At 64.2% G+C, this 19,058-nt stretch carries 17 protein-coding genes; 4 read left to right on the forward strand and 13 right to left on the reverse strand.

Annotated elements, in window-relative coordinates; all coding sequences use genetic code 11:
* Positions 1-41 precede the first annotated feature (41 nt).
* Entirely contained in the window at positions 42-1,160 is a 1,119-nt protein-coding gene (locus tag FJW06_RS10960; RefSeq protein WP_246674575.1) for a VWA domain-containing protein, read from the forward strand.
* Positions 1,160-2,047, forward strand: coding sequence for an amidohydrolase (locus FJW06_RS10965; protein WP_181178226.1), 888 nt, complete (start codon positions 1,160-1,162; stop codon positions 2,045-2,047). The genes FJW06_RS10960 and FJW06_RS10965 overlap by 1 nt, the downstream gene beginning before the upstream one ends.
* A gap of 51 nt (positions 2,048-2,098) precedes the next feature.
* Here FJW06_RS10965 and FJW06_RS10970 read toward each other — a convergent pair whose 3' ends face one another.
* The 11 genes from FJW06_RS10970 to FJW06_RS11020 all read right to left on the reverse strand — a co-directional run bounded on the left by FJW06_RS10970 (position 2,099) and on the right by FJW06_RS11020 (position 14,858).
* Positions 2,099-3,364 (reverse strand): ABC transporter substrate-binding protein, encoded by a 1,266-nt coding sequence (locus FJW06_RS10970; protein ID WP_140751440.1) that lies wholly within the window; start codon positions 3,362-3,364, stop codon positions 2,099-2,101.
* A gap of 36 nt (positions 3,365-3,400) precedes the next feature.
* Complete coding sequence (locus tag FJW06_RS10975; RefSeq protein WP_140751442.1) at positions 3,401-4,231, reverse strand: carbohydrate ABC transporter permease; 831 nt, start codon at positions 4,229-4,231, stop codon at positions 3,401-3,403.
* Positions 4,228-5,151, reverse strand: a complete 924-nt coding sequence (locus FJW06_RS10980) for a sugar ABC transporter permease (RefSeq protein WP_140751443.1) — start codon at positions 5,149-5,151, stop codon at positions 4,228-4,230. Before FJW06_RS10980 ends, FJW06_RS10975 begins: the two co-directional genes overlap by 4 nt.
* Positions 5,144-6,301, reverse strand: coding sequence for an ABC transporter ATP-binding protein (locus FJW06_RS10985; protein ID WP_140751445.1), 1,158 nt, complete (start codon positions 6,299-6,301; stop codon positions 5,144-5,146). Before FJW06_RS10985 ends, FJW06_RS10980 begins: the two co-directional genes overlap by 8 nt.
* Positions 6,301-7,134, reverse strand: a complete 834-nt coding sequence (locus FJW06_RS10990) for a metallophosphoesterase (protein ID WP_140751447.1) — start codon at positions 7,132-7,134, stop codon at positions 6,301-6,303. Before FJW06_RS10990 ends, FJW06_RS10985 begins: the two co-directional genes overlap by 1 nt.
* A gap of 206 nt (positions 7,135-7,340) precedes the next feature.
* Complete coding sequence (locus FJW06_RS10995) at positions 7,341-7,748, reverse strand: carboxymuconolactone decarboxylase family protein (RefSeq protein ID WP_140751449.1); 408 nt, start codon at positions 7,746-7,748, stop codon at positions 7,341-7,343.
* Between the two features lie 256 nt (positions 7,749-8,004).
* Entirely contained in the window at positions 8,005-9,501 is a 1,497-nt protein-coding gene (locus tag FJW06_RS11000; protein WP_140751451.1) for a sugar ABC transporter ATP-binding protein, read from the reverse strand.
* The gene (locus tag FJW06_RS11005; protein ID WP_140751453.1) at positions 9,501-10,556 is read right to left on the reverse strand and encodes a hypothetical protein; all 1,056 of its coding nucleotides are present in this window, start codon (positions 10,554-10,556) and stop codon (positions 9,501-9,503) included. Before FJW06_RS11005 ends, FJW06_RS11000 begins: the two co-directional genes overlap by 1 nt.
* Positions 10,553-12,676, reverse strand: a complete 2,124-nt coding sequence (locus FJW06_RS11010; RefSeq protein ID WP_140751455.1) for an SMP-30/gluconolactonase/LRE family protein — start codon at positions 12,674-12,676, stop codon at positions 10,553-10,555. The genes FJW06_RS11005 and FJW06_RS11010 overlap by 4 nt, the downstream gene beginning before the upstream one ends.
* Positions 12,677-12,757: 81 nt before the next feature.
* Positions 12,758-13,783 (reverse strand): sugar ABC transporter substrate-binding protein, encoded by a 1,026-nt coding sequence (locus FJW06_RS11015; protein ID WP_140751457.1) that lies wholly within the window; start codon positions 13,781-13,783, stop codon positions 12,758-12,760.
* Positions 13,784-13,871: 88 nt separating this feature from the next.
* The gene (locus FJW06_RS11020) at positions 13,872-14,858 is read right to left on the reverse strand and encodes an ABC transporter permease (RefSeq protein ID WP_140751459.1); all 987 of its coding nucleotides are present in this window, start codon (positions 14,856-14,858) and stop codon (positions 13,872-13,874) included.
* 533 nt (positions 14,859-15,391) lie between these two features.
* Here FJW06_RS11020 and FJW06_RS11025 point away from each other — a divergent pair.
* Positions 15,392-16,393, forward strand: coding sequence for an ornithine cyclodeaminase family protein (locus FJW06_RS11025; RefSeq protein ID WP_140751461.1), 1,002 nt, complete (start codon positions 15,392-15,394; stop codon positions 16,391-16,393).
* Complete coding sequence (gene hutH / locus FJW06_RS11030; RefSeq protein ID WP_140751463.1) at positions 16,390-17,886, forward strand: histidine ammonia-lyase; 1,497 nt, start codon at positions 16,390-16,392, stop codon at positions 17,884-17,886. Before FJW06_RS11025 ends, hutH begins: the two co-directional genes overlap by 4 nt.
* 18 nt (positions 17,887-17,904) lie before the next feature.
* On the opposite strand, the gene FJW06_RS11035 is transcribed toward hutH, so the two are convergent.
* Complete coding sequence (locus FJW06_RS11035) at positions 17,905-18,708, reverse strand: 3-methyl-2-oxobutanoate hydroxymethyltransferase (RefSeq protein ID WP_140751465.1); 804 nt, start codon at positions 18,706-18,708, stop codon at positions 17,905-17,907.
* A gap of 31 nt (positions 18,709-18,739) precedes the next feature.
* The gene (locus FJW06_RS11040) at positions 18,740-19,054 is read right to left on the reverse strand and encodes a MocE family 2Fe-2S type ferredoxin (protein WP_140751467.1); all 315 of its coding nucleotides are present in this window, start codon (positions 19,052-19,054) and stop codon (positions 18,740-18,742) included.
* Positions 19,055-19,058 lie beyond the last annotated feature (4 nt).

The following is a 19,058-nucleotide window of genomic DNA, read 5'->3' on the forward strand; positions in this document are numbered from 1 at the left end:
GCCTGCCGGCATCCTCTCCCCGTGAACGGGGAGAGGAGAGCTTGCCCCGTTCCGCGCAGCCCTTCCTCGGCTTCGCCCGCCTGCTGCGCCGCCACGCCTTCGCCATCGCGCCCGAACAAATCACCAGCTTCATGCAGGCCGTCACCCTGCTTGGCCCGCGCTCGATGAACGACATCCGCGAGGCCGCACTCGCCACGCTAGCGCCCTCGCCCGATCGCCGCGGCGAATTCGAGGCGCATTTCCGCGGCTATTTCTACGGCGATACCAGGCCGTCAATCGAAGGCGAAGAGCACGACGAAACCCGCGTCAAGGACGATCGCGGCACGCGCGAGGAAGAGAAGCAAACCATCCGCCAGGAGAAAGGCGGCGAGCTCTCCTCGGCGCTCGAGCAGCTGAGCAGCCGTGATTTCCAACGCGACGCCGATGGCCTTGGCCAGTTCCGCCGCAAGCTCGCGTCCGCCCTACCGGCGCGCCGTTCCTTCCGCACTGCGCGCACCCGCTCGCGCGGCACCCTCGACCTCCGCCGCTCACTCAGCGAAATCGTCAGCGCCGACGGCGACATCCCCTCGCCGCTGCTGCGCCGGCGGCAGCCAGTGCCGCGAAAGCTGCTCCTGCTTGTCGATGTCTCCGGCTCGATGAAGCTGCACACCGCCGACTATCTCAAGCTGGCGCATGCGGCGGTGCAAGGTGCCGATCGCGCCGAAGTCTTCACCTTCGGCACACGCCTCACCCGCATCACCTCGGCGCTGCGCGTCCGCGACCGCGAGCATGCGCTCGTCCGCGCCGCCGCGCTTGTGGACGATTGGGACGGCGGCACGCGCATGGGGCCGACCTTGCTTGCCTTCCTGTCGGTGCCGCGTTTCTCTGCCTTCGCGCGCGGCGCCTGCATCGTCATCCTGTCCGACGGACTGGAACGCGGCGATCATTCCGACCTCGAAACCGCGGTGCGCCGGTTCAGCGCCCGTGCCTTCCGGCTGTCGCTGGCGAGCCCGCTCGCCGGCGATCCGCGCTTTCGGCCCGCAACGTCGGCGCTTCGCGCCATCCTGCCGGCGCTCGACGACCTGGTCGACGGCTCGTCGACCGGAAGCCTGACCGATTTCATCCTGTCGCTCGCCCGCCTGGCCCCGGCGGCCGAGACCATCTGGAAAAGGGTATCGTGATGCAGAAAGCCATCGACGCGCATTTCCACATCTGGCGCCAGAAGGATCAGCCCTGGCTGGTCGGACCGATGGTGCCGCGCATCTTCGGCCCCTACGAGCCGATCCGCCGCGACTATCCGATCACGGAATTCCTCGAAGACCAGAAGGGCTCTGGCGTCGAGAAGGCGGTCTATGTCCAAACCAACTGGGCCAAGGAGGATTTCGAGAAGGAAGTCGCCTTCCTGCAGAAGACAGCCGACGAGACCGGCTGGCCGCATGCCGTCGTCGGCTATGCCGACATGACGGTCGACGATGTCCGCCCGCAGATCGACCGGCTGATGAAATACAAGCTGCTGCGCGGCGTGCGCATGCAGCTTCACTGGCACGAGACGCCCGCCTTCCGCTTCGCAGCCTCGGCCGACCAGGTGATCGATCCGAAAGTGCGGAAGAACGTGGCGCGGCTTAAGGACTATGGCCTCTCCTTCGACCTGCAGCTTTTCCCGGCGCAGATGAAGGACGGCCTGACGCTCGTCGGCGAAAACCCTGAGACCAACTTCATCCTCACCCATGCCGGCATGCTGACCGGCATGGAGCCTGAAACCACCGAAGCGTGGAAGGCGGGTCTCCGCACGCTTTCGGCGGCGCCCAATGTCTACGCCAAGCTGTCGGGACTCGGCACCTTCGTCCACCGCAACGACCCGGATCTCATCGCCTACATCGTCGACAACGCGGTCGACATCCTTGGCAGCGACCGGCTGATGTTCGGCTCGAACTTTCCGATCGAAAAACTTTGGACCAGCCATGCCGAGCTGATCAAGGCGCATCGCAGTGCAGTTGCGAAGCATGGCACCAAGGCCGAGGCGGACATCTTCTGGAACACGGCGCAAAAGGTTTACCGGCCGGTGTGAATGCTCCGAAAGCCGCCGCGCCGGCGGACGCGACGGCTTCGGTGGCATGTATTACTGCGTCGGCAACATGCCTTCGACGTCGCTCGCAGCGTCGGCAAGCGCTTCCTTCGGCGTCGCCGACTGGTCGACGATGCGCGAGAGGTTGTCGACAATGGTCTGCGTCACCTTGACCCCGTTGGTACCGGGGAAAGCATACCACGGAACCATCAGCGGCATCTGGCTGAGGCCGGCCTGGAACAGCGGGTTCTTCTTGTAGAAATCGCCGAGATAGTCGGGAGACTTCGCGGCGAGCTCGTTGTTGGGCACATAGCCGGTGCCGGGCACCACGACCGACGCGCCATAGGGGCCGGCGGCGAACTTCGCGAACTTCCAGGCGGCTTCCTGCTTCGCGGCGTCCTTGGTCAGGACGACCACCGCATTGCCGCCGGTCGGAAGACGGCCGTTGACCGGATCGATCAGCGGGATCTTGGCCGTGCGCAGCGTGAACTTGTCGCCGACATTCTTGATCGTGTTGACCAGCGCGCCGGTGGTCTGGAATTCGAAGCCGACCTTTCCGGCCGCGAAGGCTTGCTCGCCTGCCGGCTTGGTGAAGACCGGCATGCCGCCTTCCTTCACCATCCGCTCGATGAGCTCGACGGCCTTCTCGCCTTCCGGACCGTTGAAGGCAACCTTGCTCTCATCGCCGTTCAGCATCTTGCCGCCGGCGCCGAACAAGAGCGCTGAGAACATCCAGTCGTCGCCCTGCCAACGGAAATCAATGCCGTCAACGCCGTTGCCGAGCGCCTTGATCTTGCCGCCAAGCGCGATGACCTCGTCCCAGGTCTTGGGCGGATTGTCCGGATCGCCGCCTGCGGCCTTCACCAGGTCGGCATTGTAGTACATGATCGGGTTGGAGGTGGCGAAGGCCAGGCCGATCTGCTTGCCGTTCACCTGCGCGAGCTTCAGGATCGTGTCGGAGAAGCCTTGCTCGGCCATGTTGCCGTCCTTCTTCACGAGCGGCCCGAGATCAACGGCGACATCGCGCTCGTTGAGCATGCGCAGGCGGTTGAGGCCGATGAAGGTGATGTCGGGCATTTCGTCGGTGCCAGCCTGGCGAAGGATGGTCTGGATGCCTTCCTCATAAGTCGCAGACGGGCTGGCGAACTGGATCTTGATATCGGGGTTTTCTTCCATGAACTTCTTCGAGATCGTGTCCATCACATTCTTGAAGAAGCCGGGCATCGGGTAGTGGACCGTCAGCGTCGTTTCGGCACTTGCCGGAAAGGCGAAGGTCAGCGAGACCGCCGCCGCGGCGAAAATCCTTGAGATGTGCTTCATTGCTCGTGCTCCTTGTTGGCCCAGTCAGTTGGCAATTCAGCCTTTGAGACCGGTCATGGTGATGCCTTCGACGAAGCGCTTCTGCGCGAGCAGGAAGGCGACGACGAGTGGAAGAGTGATGATCAGCGTGGCGGCCATCAGCGCGCCGTAGTCGTCGCCCGCCTCCGCCGCCCGGAAATACATCAGGCCGAGCGGCGGCGTGGCGTAGGCCTGCTTGCTGATGACGATCAGCGGCCAGTAGAGATCGTTCCAGTGCGCGACGACGGAAAAGATCGCGAATGCGGTGACGGCCGGCCAGGCATTGGGGACGATGACCCGTGCGACGATGCCGAGCTCCGACATTCCGTCGAGCCGCGCCGCGTGGATGAGATCGTCGGGCATGGCGCGGAAGAACTGCAGGAACATGAAGATCGCGAACACCGAAATCGTGAACGGCGCGACCAGCGCGACGTAGCTGTTGAGCAACGACAATTTGTCGAAGGCGACATAGAGCGGCAGCGCCGTTGCATGGATGGGAACCAGCAGGCCAAGCATGACCAAGACCATCATCGCGCGCGCCGCCCGGAACTTCAGCTTGGCCATCGCGTAGGCGCAGGGAATCGCCACCGCGACCTGGAAGAAGAAGATCAGCCCACACACGGCGACGCCGTTCCACAGCAGCGTTGCCATCGGCACCTTGTCCAGCGCCTTGGCGAAATTCTCGGCGAAGTAGACATGCTGCGGGATGAGCGAAAGCGCCGCGGTGAAGATGTCGCTCTGTGTCTTGCCGGCGGTCGAGATCATGAAGATGTAGGGTGCAAGGATGAGCAGCGCGCCGAGCGAAAGCAGCGCGAAACGGACGATGCGGCCGGCGTGGATGCCTGTCATGTGTAGTGCACCCGCCGGTCGAGCACGCGGTATTGCAGGAACATCAGCACGACGAGGATCGCCAGGAAGACCACCGTCATCGCCGACGCATATCCGACGCGCATATAGACGAAGCCCTCCTGGTAGATGGTGAAGAGCAGCACTTCTGAGGCCTTGTTCGGGCCTCCGTCGGTTAGCATCTTCACGGTCTCGAAAACCTTCACCGCATTGGTGATGCTGATGGTGACGACGAACAGCGTCGTCGGCCCGAGCATCGGCCAGGTGACCAGGAAGAACCGGTCGAGCGCAGATTTCGCGCCGTCGACTTCAGCTGCCGCATAGAGCTCGCGCGGGATCGCGGTCAGGCCGGCCAGGAACAGCACCATGTTGAAGCCGACCGACTGCCAGACGCCGATGATCGACAGGCTGTAGAGGACTGTGTTCGAGGCGCCGAGCCAGTTCGGGCCGGGAATGCCGACAAGCGAAAGCAGCGCATTGAGCGGCCCGATGGTCGGATGGAAGATATACTGCCAGACGGTTGCCATCGCGACGATCAGCGAGGCCACGGGCAGGAAGTAGACGGTGCGGAAGAAAGCCCGGGCGCGCAATTCGCCTTCGATCAGAAGCGCGACGCCCAACCCCAGCGCGATCGAGACCGGAGCGACCATCGCCGTGTAGAGGGTGGTGTTCCACAGCGATTTGCGGAAGGTGCGGTCGGTGATGAGATGCGCGTAGTTCTCGAAGCCGACAATCCGGAATTTGCCGTAGCCGAGCTCGAAATCGGTGAAGCCGAGAAAGATGACGGCAATCACCGGCAACAGCACGAACAGGAACAACAGCACGATCGCCGGCAGCGCCAGCAGCCAGGCGGTCCGGTCCTCGCTGCGCGCACGCAGCGCCGCGGTGCTCAGGACATTGCCCGCCAGCGCGACGCTAGACATAGGCCGGCTCCTGCCGTGCGCCAGCCACTTCCGCGATGCGCAGCCGGCGTCCCTCAGGCCCGAAGACCATCGCCTGCTCAGGGGCCAGAAGGATGCCCACCGGCATTCCGCCGATCAGGTCCTTCGCCTCCTGCGGCGCCAGCTTGGCGATGACGCTGTCGCCGGAGACGCCGAGCCGGCAATGGGCAATGATTTCCGAGCCGAGGAATTCCAGCCGTTCAATCCGCCCGGCAACGCCGCTCCGCCCGCTGGGGGACAGTTTGACGAATTCCGGGCGAATGCCGAGGCTGATCGGGCCGTTCGCCACCTTCTCCAGCAAAGCCAGCCGCATGCCTTCGAAATCGACACGACCGTTTTCGGCGATCGCCTGCAGGATGTTGATCCTCGGCTGGCCGACGAACCGCGCGACCTCGATATGGGTGGGGTCGTTGTAGATCGTCTCGGGCGTGGCGAGCTGAAGCAGATGGCCGCCGATCATGACGGCGACGCGATCGGCCATCGAGAGCGCCTCGGCCTGGTCATGCGTCACATAGAGTGTTGGCACACCGGCGCGCCGGTGCAATTCTACGATCTCGCCGCGCGCATGGACGCGCAGATTGGCATCCAGGTTGGAAAGCGGTTCGTCCATGAGGAAGATGCTGGGATGGCGCACCATCGCGCGCGCCAACGCCACGCGCTGCCTCTGCCCGCCAGACATCTGTCCGGGCTTGCGGTCGAGCAGATGGTCGATCTTCAGCAAGCCCGCCATCTCGCGCACATCGCGCGCGATGCCGGCGCGTATCTCCCCCTGGCCCGGTAGCCAAGCGCCGATCAGCGGCAGGCGCTGCGCGCGGCTCAGCCGCTTCATGGCGAGCGGCACGGCGATGTTCTGGCTGGCCGTCAGATGCGGATAGAGCGCGTAGGATTGGAACACCATGGCGATGTTACGATCGGCAGCGGCGACGTTCGACATGTCCTTGCCGCCGACCAGGATCTCGCCGGCATCGGCATGGTCGAGCCCAGCAAGGATGCGCAGCAAGGTGCTCTTGCCGCAGCCCGAAGGGCCGACCAGGGCGATGAACTCGCCGGGCTCAGCATCGAGGCTGATGCCGTTCAGCACGGCATTGCCGGCAAAGGCCTTGCTCAGGCCGCGAAGCGACAGCGCGCCCATCACCCGGCCTTCCTGCGGACCTTGTGGGCCTCGTGCGGATAGACCTCCTCGACCACGTCGTCGAGAACGTGGGTCGCCATGCCGGGAATCGCGACGATCTCGCTGGCGACCGTGTCACCCAAGTCGTGCACGACAGCGCCGATCAATTGCTCGCCCGGCATCTTGCGTTCCATCGTGTCGACGATGAAGGCGGCGGACGGCCCCCATACAAGCGAGGTGTGGGCGTATTGGCCCTTCCACGCCCAGTGCAGGTGACCGCTCGCATGCAGGGCCACGTCGTGGGCGGCGATCAGATCGTACAGACGCCGGCGCTGCGTCGGCCGGATACTCCAATAGCCGGTATCGCCTTCGTCCGGATCGTCGACAAAGAGCGGCTTGTGGGCAAACATCGCGGCGCGGCGGCCGCCACGGCTTTCCAGTGTTTCCCGCAACCATTCGAACTGGGCTTCTTCGGTCGCGTCGTTGAAGCCCATCACCTGGCTGTCGAGGCCGACGAGCCGCCAGTTGCCCGCGTCCTCGAACCAGTGGTCGGGGCCGGCCAGTCGGCGCCAGCGCTCCAGCCGCACGGCATCGACCGGCTGCAGCGAGCCCGGCAGGTGACCGACATCGTGGTTGCCGGGTACCAGCAGCACGGGTTTCGATATCTCCCGCATAAGCCCCATGCAGAAGGTGATGTCGTCATCCTTGTCGGCGCCATCGACGGTCAGATCGCCGGTGTGGATGACGAGATCGGCGCCGCTTTGCTCGACCCAGGCGGCCAGAGGCTCCCAATTGCCGTTAAAATGCGGCTTGCTCGGGCTGAAATGGGTATCTGTGATCTGGATGATTTTCATGACGGCTCCGCTGCGAGAGCCGCGCCGGAAACCGCGGGCGAACTTCGCGTGCGGCTTCCTTAGTGCCGTTACATGTCACTTCCTTAACAGCGCCGGGACAAAATTCTCGATCACGGGCGCGAGCGTGTGGAATGCAAGAATGATCGCTGCCGGTCGATATTTTTTTGTTGGCGGCGACACGGAAAACGCCGTGACGCGCACCCTCCTCACTTCACCTCGAACTGCGGATCGAGCGGGATCTGCATCGCTGTGACCAAATGGTTGGTCTGGCCTGCGAGCCCGATGATCGACACAAGCTCGCCATGCTGCGCGTCGGTCATGCCCTTAGCGCGGGCGGCAGCCGTATGCGAGTGGATGCAGTAGGAACAGCCGTTCGCGGTCGAGACCGCGATATAAATCATCTCCTTGGTCAGCGGATCAATGGCACTGTCGGCGACCATCACCGCCTTGAGCTGTTCCCACACCCGCTTCAGCGCCGCCGGATCATTGGCTAGCCCGCGCCAGAAGTTGTTGACGAAATCGGACTTCCGCGTCGCCCGAATGTCGTCGAACACGGCCTTCAGCGCCGGATTTTTTTCGACCTCGGCATCGCTGAGAAGCTTTGTGGTGGCCATGGCGTTTCCTTTCAGCTTTTGATGTCAGAGGATTGAATCCGATACTCAATAGCCTTTGACAATCCATTCATTTGATTGGCAATTTCGCCTTTCTGCGCAGCAGGCGGCACCGCCAGGGTGTGTTGAGATTCAGGTTAGGCCGAGTCGAAAATGGCGGGCTCCGAGAACCGGAGCGGAGCGTACTTTTCGTACGTGAGCACCGGAAGCGGAGGAGGCCGCCATTTGCAGGCCGGCCTCACCTGAACATCGACACACCCTAGTGCACCGCGGCATACATGATCTTCTCCTCCGTCGCCTCCGCCGGCGAGAACTCCTCGACCATGCGGCCCTGGCGGCAGACCAGAATGCGGTCGGAAAGGTTCATGATCTCCGGCAGGTAGGACGAGATGACGACGACGGCGAGGCCCTCGTCGGCCAGCCGGTTGATGATTTGGTGGATCTCGGCGATGGCGCCGACATCGACGCCCCGCGTCGGCTCGTCGAAGATGACGATGCGCGGCTGCTGCACCAGCCCCTTGCCGATCACCACCTTCTGCTGGTTGCCGCCGGAGAGCTCGACGACGCGGGCATTGTCGTTGATTGCTTTGATGTTCAGCGTCTTGGTCCATTCGGCCGAGAGCTGCCGCATCTCCTGCTGGTTGATCACCCAGGCCTTTTCGCGGCCGGCGGCGAGCAACCCGCCGAACAGATTCTCGGCGATGCCCATCGTCTCGAAGATGCCTTCGCTCTTGCGGTCCTCGGTGACATAGACGATGCCGTCGGCCACTGCTTCGCTCGGCACGAGATAGCGCACCGGCTTGTCATCCAGCTCGATCGCGCCGCCGCGCAAAAAGTCGCGCTTGTAGATGCCCGACACGATCTTGAACGTCTCGGTGCGGCCAGACCCGATCAGTCCGAACACGCCGGTGATTTGGCCTTCGAAGATCGAGAAGGAATTGTTGCGCACGATGTTGCTCATCGAGATGTCCTGCACCGAGAGCACTTTCTTGCCGGCCTTGCGCAACTTCGTCTCGTCGCGCTGGCGATAGATCTGGCCCGACAGCGAGCGGCCCACCATAGCCGCGACGATTTTGTCGCGGTCGAAGGCCGACGTGTCGTCGGTGATCACCAGTTCGCCGTCACGCAGGATGGTGATGCGATCGGCGATCAGCAGCGCTTCCTCCAGCGCATGGCTGATGAAGACGATGGAAACGCCGCGGGCCTTCAATCGACGGATCAGCGCGAAGAAATGGCGCTTCTCCTCCGGCGTCAGCGTCGCCGTCGGCTCGTCGAAGATGATGATTTCGGCATTGTGGTGGACGGCGCGCGCGATCTCGACCATCTGCCGCTTGGCGGCGCCAAGCGTCGCCACCATCGCATTGGGATCGACCGGAAAATTCAGCGATTGCAGGAATTGCTGCGCCGAAATGTAGGTGCCGCGCAGCCGGTTGAGGAATTTCTCGGTACCGAGATAGAGGTTCTGCGCCACTGTCATCGACGGCACCAGGCTGGTCTCTTGAAACACCATGGCGATGCCGGCCTCGAGCGCCGCGTGCGGCGAGGCGTAGGTGATCTCGGCGCCCTTATGGAACATCTTGCCCGAAGTGGCGTCGACGACGCCGGCGATGATCTTGGTCAGTGTCGACTTGCCCGCGCCATTTTCGCCGAGCAGCGCATGGATCTCGCCCTTCCTCAGATCGAACGTGACGTTCTTCACCGCAGGCACGCCGCGATAGGTCTTGGTAACGTTTTCCAGACGGACGATCGGCTCCATCAGAAACCTCCCGTAATTGCGTCGAGCGCCAGCACGCAATCGCCGCCCTTCGAGGCGACGAACAGGCGGCCGTCCCGTTCGACCACGCTGCAGATGCCGTGGCGGGTGCCATTGGCGCGGCTGTGCAGGCTGAACTGCGGCTGCAGGGTCCGGTCGAGCCTGACTACGAGGCCGTAGGAGCGGCTGGGCGACCACGGCTTGTGGATGCCCATGGTGCGGATGCCGCCGCATTGCAGCGGCTCGAGGAAGCTGCGGTTGGAGGCCAGCGCCGGAGCGATCCAATAGGCCGGCGGCACCTGATCGATCATGTCCTGGCGATAATGCGTTTCCTGCAGCACGAATTCGATCAGCCGGTTGCGCGGCGCAAATAGCGCCAGCCAGGCGCCACCATCGACGGCCGGAGAAAGCCGCGCCGGGTAGCCGGGCAGATGCGTCAGCACCGTCGAGCGGTTTCCGTTCACGCCGTCGAAACGGACGAGCTGGTGGCGCCAGCTTTCGCTCGCCAGCACGTCGGCGCCCAGCGGGTGCAGCCCGTAGGGAAAGGCGATGTCGCCGGCGATCTTCTGGAAACCGATACCTCCTGGCCCGCACCGCCACAATGAACCGGACGCACCCTTCTTCATCAGGTCGGCAGCCCATTGCGAGGGCGGGTGCTGCGCCGAACCATTGGCCAGCCACAACTGGCCGTCACTGGCATAGGCAAGCGCGGTGATGCACCTTAATTCGGCCGGCAGCGAAACCTCCTTGCCGGCGATGAGCAGCTTGCCGCTTTCCAATCCGACGGTCAGTTCGCCGGATGGCGACAGCGCCAGCGCGGTGACGGGGGATTGAAAGGTCTCCGCCACAACGGGTTCGGAACCGGCCGCGATCGCGAGAACGGCATTGCCGCTGGAGACAAGCAGCCGGCCCTCCACGTTCAGCAGATTGTCCGGTTCGGTCAGTTCGGCAAAGGCCGCCGCGTCGTCCAGCCGCGTGTTGGGAACGAAGGCTCCGTCGAGCGGCGGGATGGTGACCGCCTTGCCGCGAAAGACATCCAGGATCGGATCGAGGATCATGCCTTGCCTCCCCAATAGGAAGCGGGGCTCGTCCAGTCCGGATCGGCGCCTTCGATCTTGTAGCGCCCGATGCGGTTGTTGAGGATGCCGCCGACGAACAGATAGCCCCTATGCTCGCGCATCGAGGTCACCATCGGATGCGCGTTGCCGGAAAGATCGCCGAGCGTCTCGACGATGCCGCCCTTCTCGTTGAACTTCACCACACCGCCGGTGTTGATGTTGGGAAACAGCCATTCATCCTGCGGCAGGCGCCGGGTCATGCGCTTGCGCATGTCAGGGTGGCGCAGCGACAGGTCGAAGCTCGGCGTGCGCATGCCGAGCCAGGCCATCCAGTAATTGCCGTCGGACGCGCGGTTGATGTTGTCGGGATAGCCCGGCATGTCCCGGATGACGCATTCGGCGGTGCCGGCCTTCGGCCCTTCCAGCCAGTAGCGATGCACGCGGCAGGCCCAGCTTTCCGCGAAGAACAGCGACTTGCCGTCATGCGCCATGCACACACCGTTGGTGTAGCGATAGCCGTCGAGCAGCGTCTTGGTCGAACCGTCCTTCGGGTCGTAGACCAAGAGACGGCCCGTGGCGCGATTCTCGATCGAGTCCAGCGCCCAATCATGGGCTTCATATCGCTTGGTGGAATCCGTGAAGTAGATGCGGCCGTCGGGCGCGATGTCGCAATCGTTCGGGTCGCGCAGCCTTGCGTCGTCGACGATCGAGGTCCAGGAGCGCGCTGTCTCGGCCGAGAGGCGCTTCACGTCGCGCTCCGGCGAGACGGAATAAAGCCCCATGGCGCCGACGCAGCTGATCAGATTGCCCTCCTTGTCGAAGGCCAGGCCCAGCGGAAAGCCGCCGATATGGGCAAAGACCTCGGAGCGCTTGTAGTCGGGCGCGAAGAAGCGGACGATCTCGCCGTGGCGCGTGCCGCAATAGAGGTGGTCGTCGCGGTCGAGGATGACGTCCTCCGGCCCTTCCAGCTCGCCGAGCCCGATATGGTCGGCGGCCGACAGCCGGTTGTCGAGCTCGTAGGACGTGCCGGAGCCGGGCGCGGCTGATTGCGTCTCGCCCATCTTGAGATAGACCGGCGCGACATAGACCTCGTTCAGCACCTTGTGGCGGTTCTTCAGCCAGCGGATATCGATGGTGACGGCGACCGCCAAGAGGATGCCGAGCACCATCTGGTTGGTGCCGGTGCCGTAGCCCAGCCGGATCAGGCCGTTGGTCATGGTGAGCACGATGATCGCGCCCATCAGCCCCTTGACCACCGAGCCGCGTCCGCCGCCCAGGCTGACGCCGCCGACCACCGCCGCGGTCAACGCCATGATCTCGAGATTGAGGCCGGTGCCCGGCCCGGCTCCGCTCAACCGGCAGGCGATCAGGAAGCCGCCTATCGAGGCGCAGAAGCCGGAAAAGACGTAGGTCATGAACACGGTGCGGCGCACGCGGATGCCGGCATTGTGCGCCGAGCGGCGGGAGCCGCCGACCGCCAGCACATGCCAGCCCGGCCGCGAGCGCGTCAGCGCGATATGCGTGACGATGGCGAGGATGATGGCCAGCCAGACCGAAACCGACAGGCCCCAGAAGGTGCCGTCGCCGATGAAGTCGAGCACGTCGGACGAGGCCTGGGAAAGCTGTACGTCGGCGGCATAGGCGGTGACGAGGATGTCGAACAGCGCCCGCCCGAAGATGAAGGTGACCAGCGTGGTGAGGAAGGCGCGCAGCCTGAGAAACCCGACCAGGTAGCCATTGATGGCGCCGAAGATGAGCCCGGTGCAAAGCGCCGCGGCCAGTGCCAGCCAGATCGACTGCTCGAGAATGAAGAAGACGTAGACTGCGGAAAAACAGGACAGCGCGAAGATCGAGCCGACCGAAAGGTCGATGCCGCCGCCCAGCATCACCACCGTCATGCCGATGACGACCAGCGAAAACTCGCCCAGTTGGCGGGTCGATTCCTGCAGCGAGGTGAGCTTGAAGAAACCCGGAATGATCGAGCCGAACACGCCGAGCGTCGCCACCAGGGCCAGGAAAGGTATGGCGTTGTCGGTCCAACGCTTGGTCAGGATCTCGCCGACCAGATGGTCGGGCACGAGATTGTAGCGCCAGGCCTGGAGGCGTTCACGGAAGGTCATCGGCTGCTGCTGTCATCAAAAACGGGAAAGAGGCGGCCGGAACAGTCCGGCCACCCCGTGGATGCTTTCCGGCTGCGCGGCTTATTTCGCCGCCGCTTCAGCCTGCAGCGCCTTCAGGTCCCAGCAGCTGTCGGGCTTGAGGTCGGCCTTGGTCGTCGCCTTCTCCAGCGTGTAGATGTAGGTGTGCGAGGTGCCGGCCGGCTGGCCGCTTTGCAGCAGGAACTTGATGATGGCGTTCATGTCGCCCGACTGGCGGGCAAGATCGGTCATCACCACGGCGCCATAGGTGCCGTCTTCCAGCTTGTCGCAATCGGCCGCCTTCTCGCCGCCGCCGGTGGTGACCAGGAACACCTTGCCGTCGAGCTTGGCGTCGCGGATCGCGGCCGAGGCGCCGGTGGCGTCGCCGTCCCAGAAGTCAATGATCGAGCAGATGTCCGGGTGCTGCTGCAGCATCGTCGTCGTCACGTTGCGCGAGGTGGTCGCGTCCCAATTCGAGTCGGGCTTTGCCACCACCTGGAAGTCGGGATGCTTCTCCAGCACCTTCATGATGCCGGCATACTGGTAGAGGCTCGACGAGTTCGCCTGGTCGCCCTGCACCAGCCCGATCTTCTTGGACGAATTCTCGCCGCAGCCCTTGATCGCCGCTTCGGCTTCGAGCTGGCCGAGCTTGTCCCAGTCGCTGCCGACGAAGGCGTCGGCTGGGAAATTCGCCGGGTTGTCGACCAGCATCACATAGGTGCCGGCGGCCTGCGCCTTCTTCATCAGCTTCGAGTAGGAGTTGAGGTCGGGCGCATGGATGATCAGAACATTCGGTCTGGTATCGGAGGCGATGGCGTCGGTGATCGCCTGCGCGCCGGCATCGACAACCCAGTTCGGGTCGCGGGTCTCGAACGTGCCACCCCAGGCTTCGACTTCCTTCTTCAGATAATGCGCCCAGCCTTGCGCAAGGTCGAAGCCCATCGCCAGCGGCACCAGCATGACGCGCTTGCCGTTGAGCGCCTTGGCGTAGGCGGCCGGGCCAGGATCGTCTGCGGCAAAGCTCGGCGCCGCGAAGGCGGTAACGGCGAGCGCCGTCGCGGCGGCCATCAATGTTCTAAGTAGTTTCATTTCACACCTCTGGTTCGGTTTTCGTTACCGGGCGATCGTCCCGATCGCTCCGGGGTATCCCAGAGCAAGATAGGCTAGCCCATCTGCTCTAAATGTCGCCCTGTTGCGCCGTCTGCTCGTCGCGCGGATTGATGATGCCGTCGACGATGATGGCGCCCAGCAGGATCGCGGCCTTGATCAGGTTCTGGTAGAGCAGCGGAATGTCGATGATGGTCATGGCGTTGAGCAGGATGCCGATCAGCGCCGCCCCTACCAGCACGTTGCGCACCCCGCCCCTGCCCCCTGAAAGGCCGATGCCGCCGATCACCGCCACCAGGACGATGTCGTAGAGCAGCGTCGAGTTGACGATGCGGGTGTTGATCGAATGCAGGCTGGCCGCCGTCAAAAGCCCGGCGATCAGCGCCACCAAAGCCGAGAGCACGTAGCGCAGAACCAGCATCGGCCGCACCGGAACGCCGATGTTGCGGGCGGCGACCGGATTGTCACCGGCGAAATAGATGAAGCGGCCCCATTTGGTGTAGCGCAGGAACAGGAAAACCAGGAAGGCAAGTCCGGCGAACACGAACACCTCGATCGGAATATCGAGGAAGCGGACGCCGCCGAGCAGCTCGACCCAGTGGCCCCCGGGCACCGGCACGGCATCCTGCGTGATCAGTTGCGAGCGCACATAGCCGAACACGAACGAGCCGGTGGCCAAAGTCACGAAGATCGCCGGCACGTCGGCATAGGCGACCAGAAAGCCGTTGAGCAGGCCGATGGCGAGCACCCCCGCCAGCACATAGACGAAGGCGAGCCCGTCCGAGGTGCCGGTGTTGAGCAGTTGCAGGTACCAGGCGACCGACATCGCCATGATCGCCACCGCCGACAGGTCGATGCCGCGGCCGATGATGACGACCGCCATGCCGAGCGCCAGAATGCCGAGCACCGAGACCGAACGCACGATGGCGACCAGGTTGTCGGCGGTCAGGAACCCGGGCAGACCGAGAGCGGCGGCGGCGAACAAAAGGATGGCGATGGCAAAGACAATGCCTTCCTGATTAAGGCGCCTCCAGTTCGGCCAGCCGATCGCATTCATCGCTTATGTCTTTCGCCCCGATGGCAAGGCCCTGCCGGCCTCCATCCCGCACGAAAGCTAATCGGCTCAACAGCGGCTCGTCAAATGAATCCGCGTTCAAGACCCGCGCCTCTCCGACTATTTTCCGGGTGGACGCATCGATTGCCGCAGCTGGCGCAATAGTCAGAAACTCTTGGGCTTTTTGACAATCCGTTGCCCGGGCCGCCCGGCCGGCGGAAGAGCCTGTTCGAAGGTTGCGGGGCCGACGCAATTAAAGTCCGCGAAATGTGCCTGGCGCGACCTCAATTGTTCGTCGAATGCCTGAAATCTCGGCCCGGCATTGGCCGGCAGGACCAGGAAACGCATCGCCGTTACGCGCCGTGACTGCGGCGCGGAATTTGCGGGACTGGGACACGGCTGCATTGTCGGGAAATGCTGGCCATGACGCACTGGGTGAACAGCATAAGCCCGGTCCAGTCCAGAGCTTATCCAACGAACTTTCGTGTCGCCTCGCCGCCTGTTATGGAAGAGCGCGGGCCGGCCGAGGGAAATGCATGAAGCCCATCTATATCGACTACCTCAACGCTCTCGACATCGAAGCGCTTGCCATGACTGACGCCGAGATCATCGGCGCCGTCGAAGCCGGGCTCGTCGCCCAGGGCAAAGGCCAGACCGTTATCGAGCCGCGCGTTCATCTCGAGCCGGATCCCGCCTTCCATGGCCATTTCAACGTGCTGCGCGGCTATGTGGCGCCGCTCGACGCCGCCGGCGTGAAGATCGTCGGCGACTATGTCGATAACTACCTGCATGGCCTGCCGTCGGAATTCGGCATCCTCAATCTTTTCGACCCGCGCACCGGCACGCCACGCGCCATCCTCGACGCCACCGTCATCACCGACATGCGCACCGGCGCGGTCACCGCGATCGGCGCCAAGCATCTGGCGAAGAAGTCGTCAAAAGTGCTCGGCCATATCGGCGCGCGCGGCACCGCCTACTGGAACGTGCGCCTGCTCGACCATCTCTTCGATTTCGACGAGATCCGCGTCCACTCGCGCCGGCCCGAAAGCCGCGATAGTTTTGTCGCGAGGCTGGCGGCGGACCTCGGCAAGCCGGTCATGGCCGTGGCTGACTGGAAAAGCTGCGTCGAAGGCGCCGACATCGTCGTCGAAGCCTCGCGGCTGCCGGAACCGCAGCCGCTGCTCAAGACCGAATGGATCAACCGCGGCGCGCTGGTGGTGCCCTATGGCACGATGAGCGCGGTCGAGCTGTCGCTGACCGACATCATGCAGAAAATCGTCGTCGACGATTGGGGCCAGTGCAAGGGCGGCAAATTCGGCTCGCTCCGCGCCCATGTCGAAACGGGACGGCTGAGCGAAGCGACGCTGCATGCCGAGCTCGGCCAGATCGCTGCCGGCCTCAAGGCAGGCCGGCAAAGCGATGGCGAGACGATCCTGTTCTGGCATCGCGGCCTCTCGCTGTCCGACATCGCGCTCGGTAAGGCCATGCTCGCCAAGGCCGGTGAAAAGGGCATCGGCCAGAGGCTGCGCTTCGCATGAGCCCGCTCCTTCTCACCGGCGCCGGCGTCAGCATCGAGGATGTGGTTGCCGCCGCGCGCGATGCCTGCAAGGTCGAGGTCACGCCGGTCGTCCTCGAAAAGCTCGACAAGGCTCGCCAGGTCCTCGATGCCGCCGCGGCCGGCGGCCAGCAAATCTACGGCTTGAACAGAGGCCTCGGCGCCAATCTCGCCACCGCGGTCGAAGGCGATGCGAGCGCCTTCCAGCGCCAGTTGATCGAAGGCCGCAGCGCCGCGGTCGGCGAGGCGCTGCCGGTGCCGGCGGTGCGGGCGGCGATGTTCGCCCGCCTTGCAATGCTCGCCGTCGGCGGCTCGGGCCTGTCGCCGCGCGTCTTCACGGCGCTGGTCGAGGCGTTCAATGCCGGCGTGCATCCCGTGATGCCGTCGCTGGGCTCGATCGGCGCCGGCGACCTTCTGCTGATGACGGCGATCGCCCGCGTGCTGATCGGCGACGGCGAGGCAGAATACCAGGGCCGCCGCATGCCTGCCGCCAAGGCGCTGATGATGGCGCGGCTGGCGCCCGTCACCCTCTCGCCAAAGGACGGTCTCTCTCTGATCAACGCCTCGGCGGTTTCCACCGGGACCGGAGCGCTGGCGCTGACCGATGCGCTGTCGGCGCTCGACCAGCAGCAGCAGGCCGGCGCGCTGACGATGGAAGGCATTGGCGCCAACCGCACCATCCTCGATCCGCGCCAGCATCAGGCGCGCCCGGGCGCCTGCCAGCAGCTTGCGGCGAAGGCGCTGCGCAACCTGTTGGCGCGCGATGAAGCGCCGGCGCCGACCACCATCCAGGATCCGCTGTCGATCCGCTGCATGCCCTCGGTCCACGGCGCGCTGATCCAGGCGACCGACCATGCCAGGCTTGCTGTCGAGATCGAGCTCAACGCCGCCGCCGACAATCCGCTGGTGCTGGCCGAGGATGAGCTGGTCATGTCGACCGGCAACTTCCACACCGCATCGCTGGCGCTCGCCTTCGAGACGCTTGGCCTGGCGATCGCTCAATGCGCGGCGGCATCCGCCGCCCGCTTCGTCCAGCTCACCGGCTCGACGCGTCACGGCCTGCCGAAATATCTTTCACCGGTCGGCGGCGCTTCTGCCGGCTTCGTGCCGCTGCAGAAGACGGTGACGGCGATCCTGGCCGCGATCCGCCACAAGGCCAATCCGGTGATGCTCGATTCCCTGCCTGTGTCCGAGGGCGTCGAGGATCACGCCACGCAGACGCCGCTCGCCGTCGCCAAATGCGCCGAGATGATCGCGCTGTGGCGGCGGCTGATCGCCTTCGAACTAATGGCTGCGGCGCAGGCCGTCGATTTGCGCGAGGGCACGACACTTGCGCCGGCCACGGGCGCAATCCACGCGGCCGTGCGTACACATGTGGCGACACTCAAGGAAGACAGGCCGCTCGGCATCAACGCGGAAGCCCTTTATGCCGCCCTCGTCAGCGGAATCTGGCAAGGCCCTCCGGGAACGAGCTGACGCTTCTCGACTCTCGGTTCAGGGCTTTGCATCCACCTTCTTCATGAAGAGGGTGAGCTCGTCGGAATCCATATGCACGATGTGCCGGTCTTCCGGATAGGCGCCGCTGTTGACGTCGGCGACATATTCGGAAAACGCCGCGATGCGCTCCTGCTGCAACCGGTCATATTCGGCGGCGAAGTTGCGGTAGACTTTCGAGTGGCGCGGCATGTGACCGCGATTGGTGCCGAGAATATCCTCGGCGAACAAATATTGCGCGTCGCAGCCCGTACCCGCGCCCATCGACAGCATGATCAGCGAAGTGCGCTCGGAGATCGCCTTGGCCACCTCCACCGGCACCACCTCGATCTCGGCGCCGATCGCGCCGACGGCCTCGAGGTGCTTGACCGCCTCGAACACCTGCATGGCGGTGTCCGCGGTCTTGCCGACGGCCTTGAAACCGCCGGTCCAGGTGGCGCGGGACGGGATCAGGCCGACATGGCCGATGACGGGGATGGCATCGTCGGCCATACGCTTGATCGTGGCGTATCCGGCGCTGCAATAGACGGCGTCGGCGCCAGCCTTGTAGAGCCGGAACGACCAGCGCAGGAAATCGTCGGCCGTGCCGATCTCATAGAAATTGTCGCCCGGCATGGTGAAGAGGCTGGGCGCGGCATCGCGATATTGCGGGTTGAGCACCAGTTCCGGCGGCACCGAGACGATATCCACCCCTGCCCGCTCGGCAGCCTCCGCCTCTTCCAGCGTCAGCACGCGCAGCATGGTCAATTGCCGCTTGCCCTTCATGGCGCGCAGGTCGGCAACGGTCGGTCTCTTTCGGCTCATTGATCTGTCCCTGTTAAATTCGCCCACGGCCTCAGCCGATATCGATCATCACCTTACCGGCCTCGACCTTGACCGGATAGGTCTTGAGGTTCACGCAGACCGGCGCGCCCTTGGCCTCGCCGGTCTTGTAGTTGAAGCGGCCGTTGTGCTTGGGGCATTCGATGATGTCGTCCATCACTAGCCCGTCCGCGAGATGGGCCTTTTCATGCGTGCAGTACCCGTCGGTCGCGAAGAAGTCGTCGTCCGGCGAGCGGTAGATGGCAAAGGTGCGGCCGCCATGGTCGAAGCGGATCACATCCTCTTCGTCCACGTCGTCCGCCGCGCATGCTTCGATCCACTCCGCCATCGTC

The sequence above is a fragment of the Mesorhizobium sp. B4-1-3 genome, from assembly GCF_006439355.1.
In the GTDB taxonomy this organism is placed as follows: domain Bacteria; phylum Pseudomonadota; class Alphaproteobacteria; order Rhizobiales; family Rhizobiaceae; genus Mesorhizobium.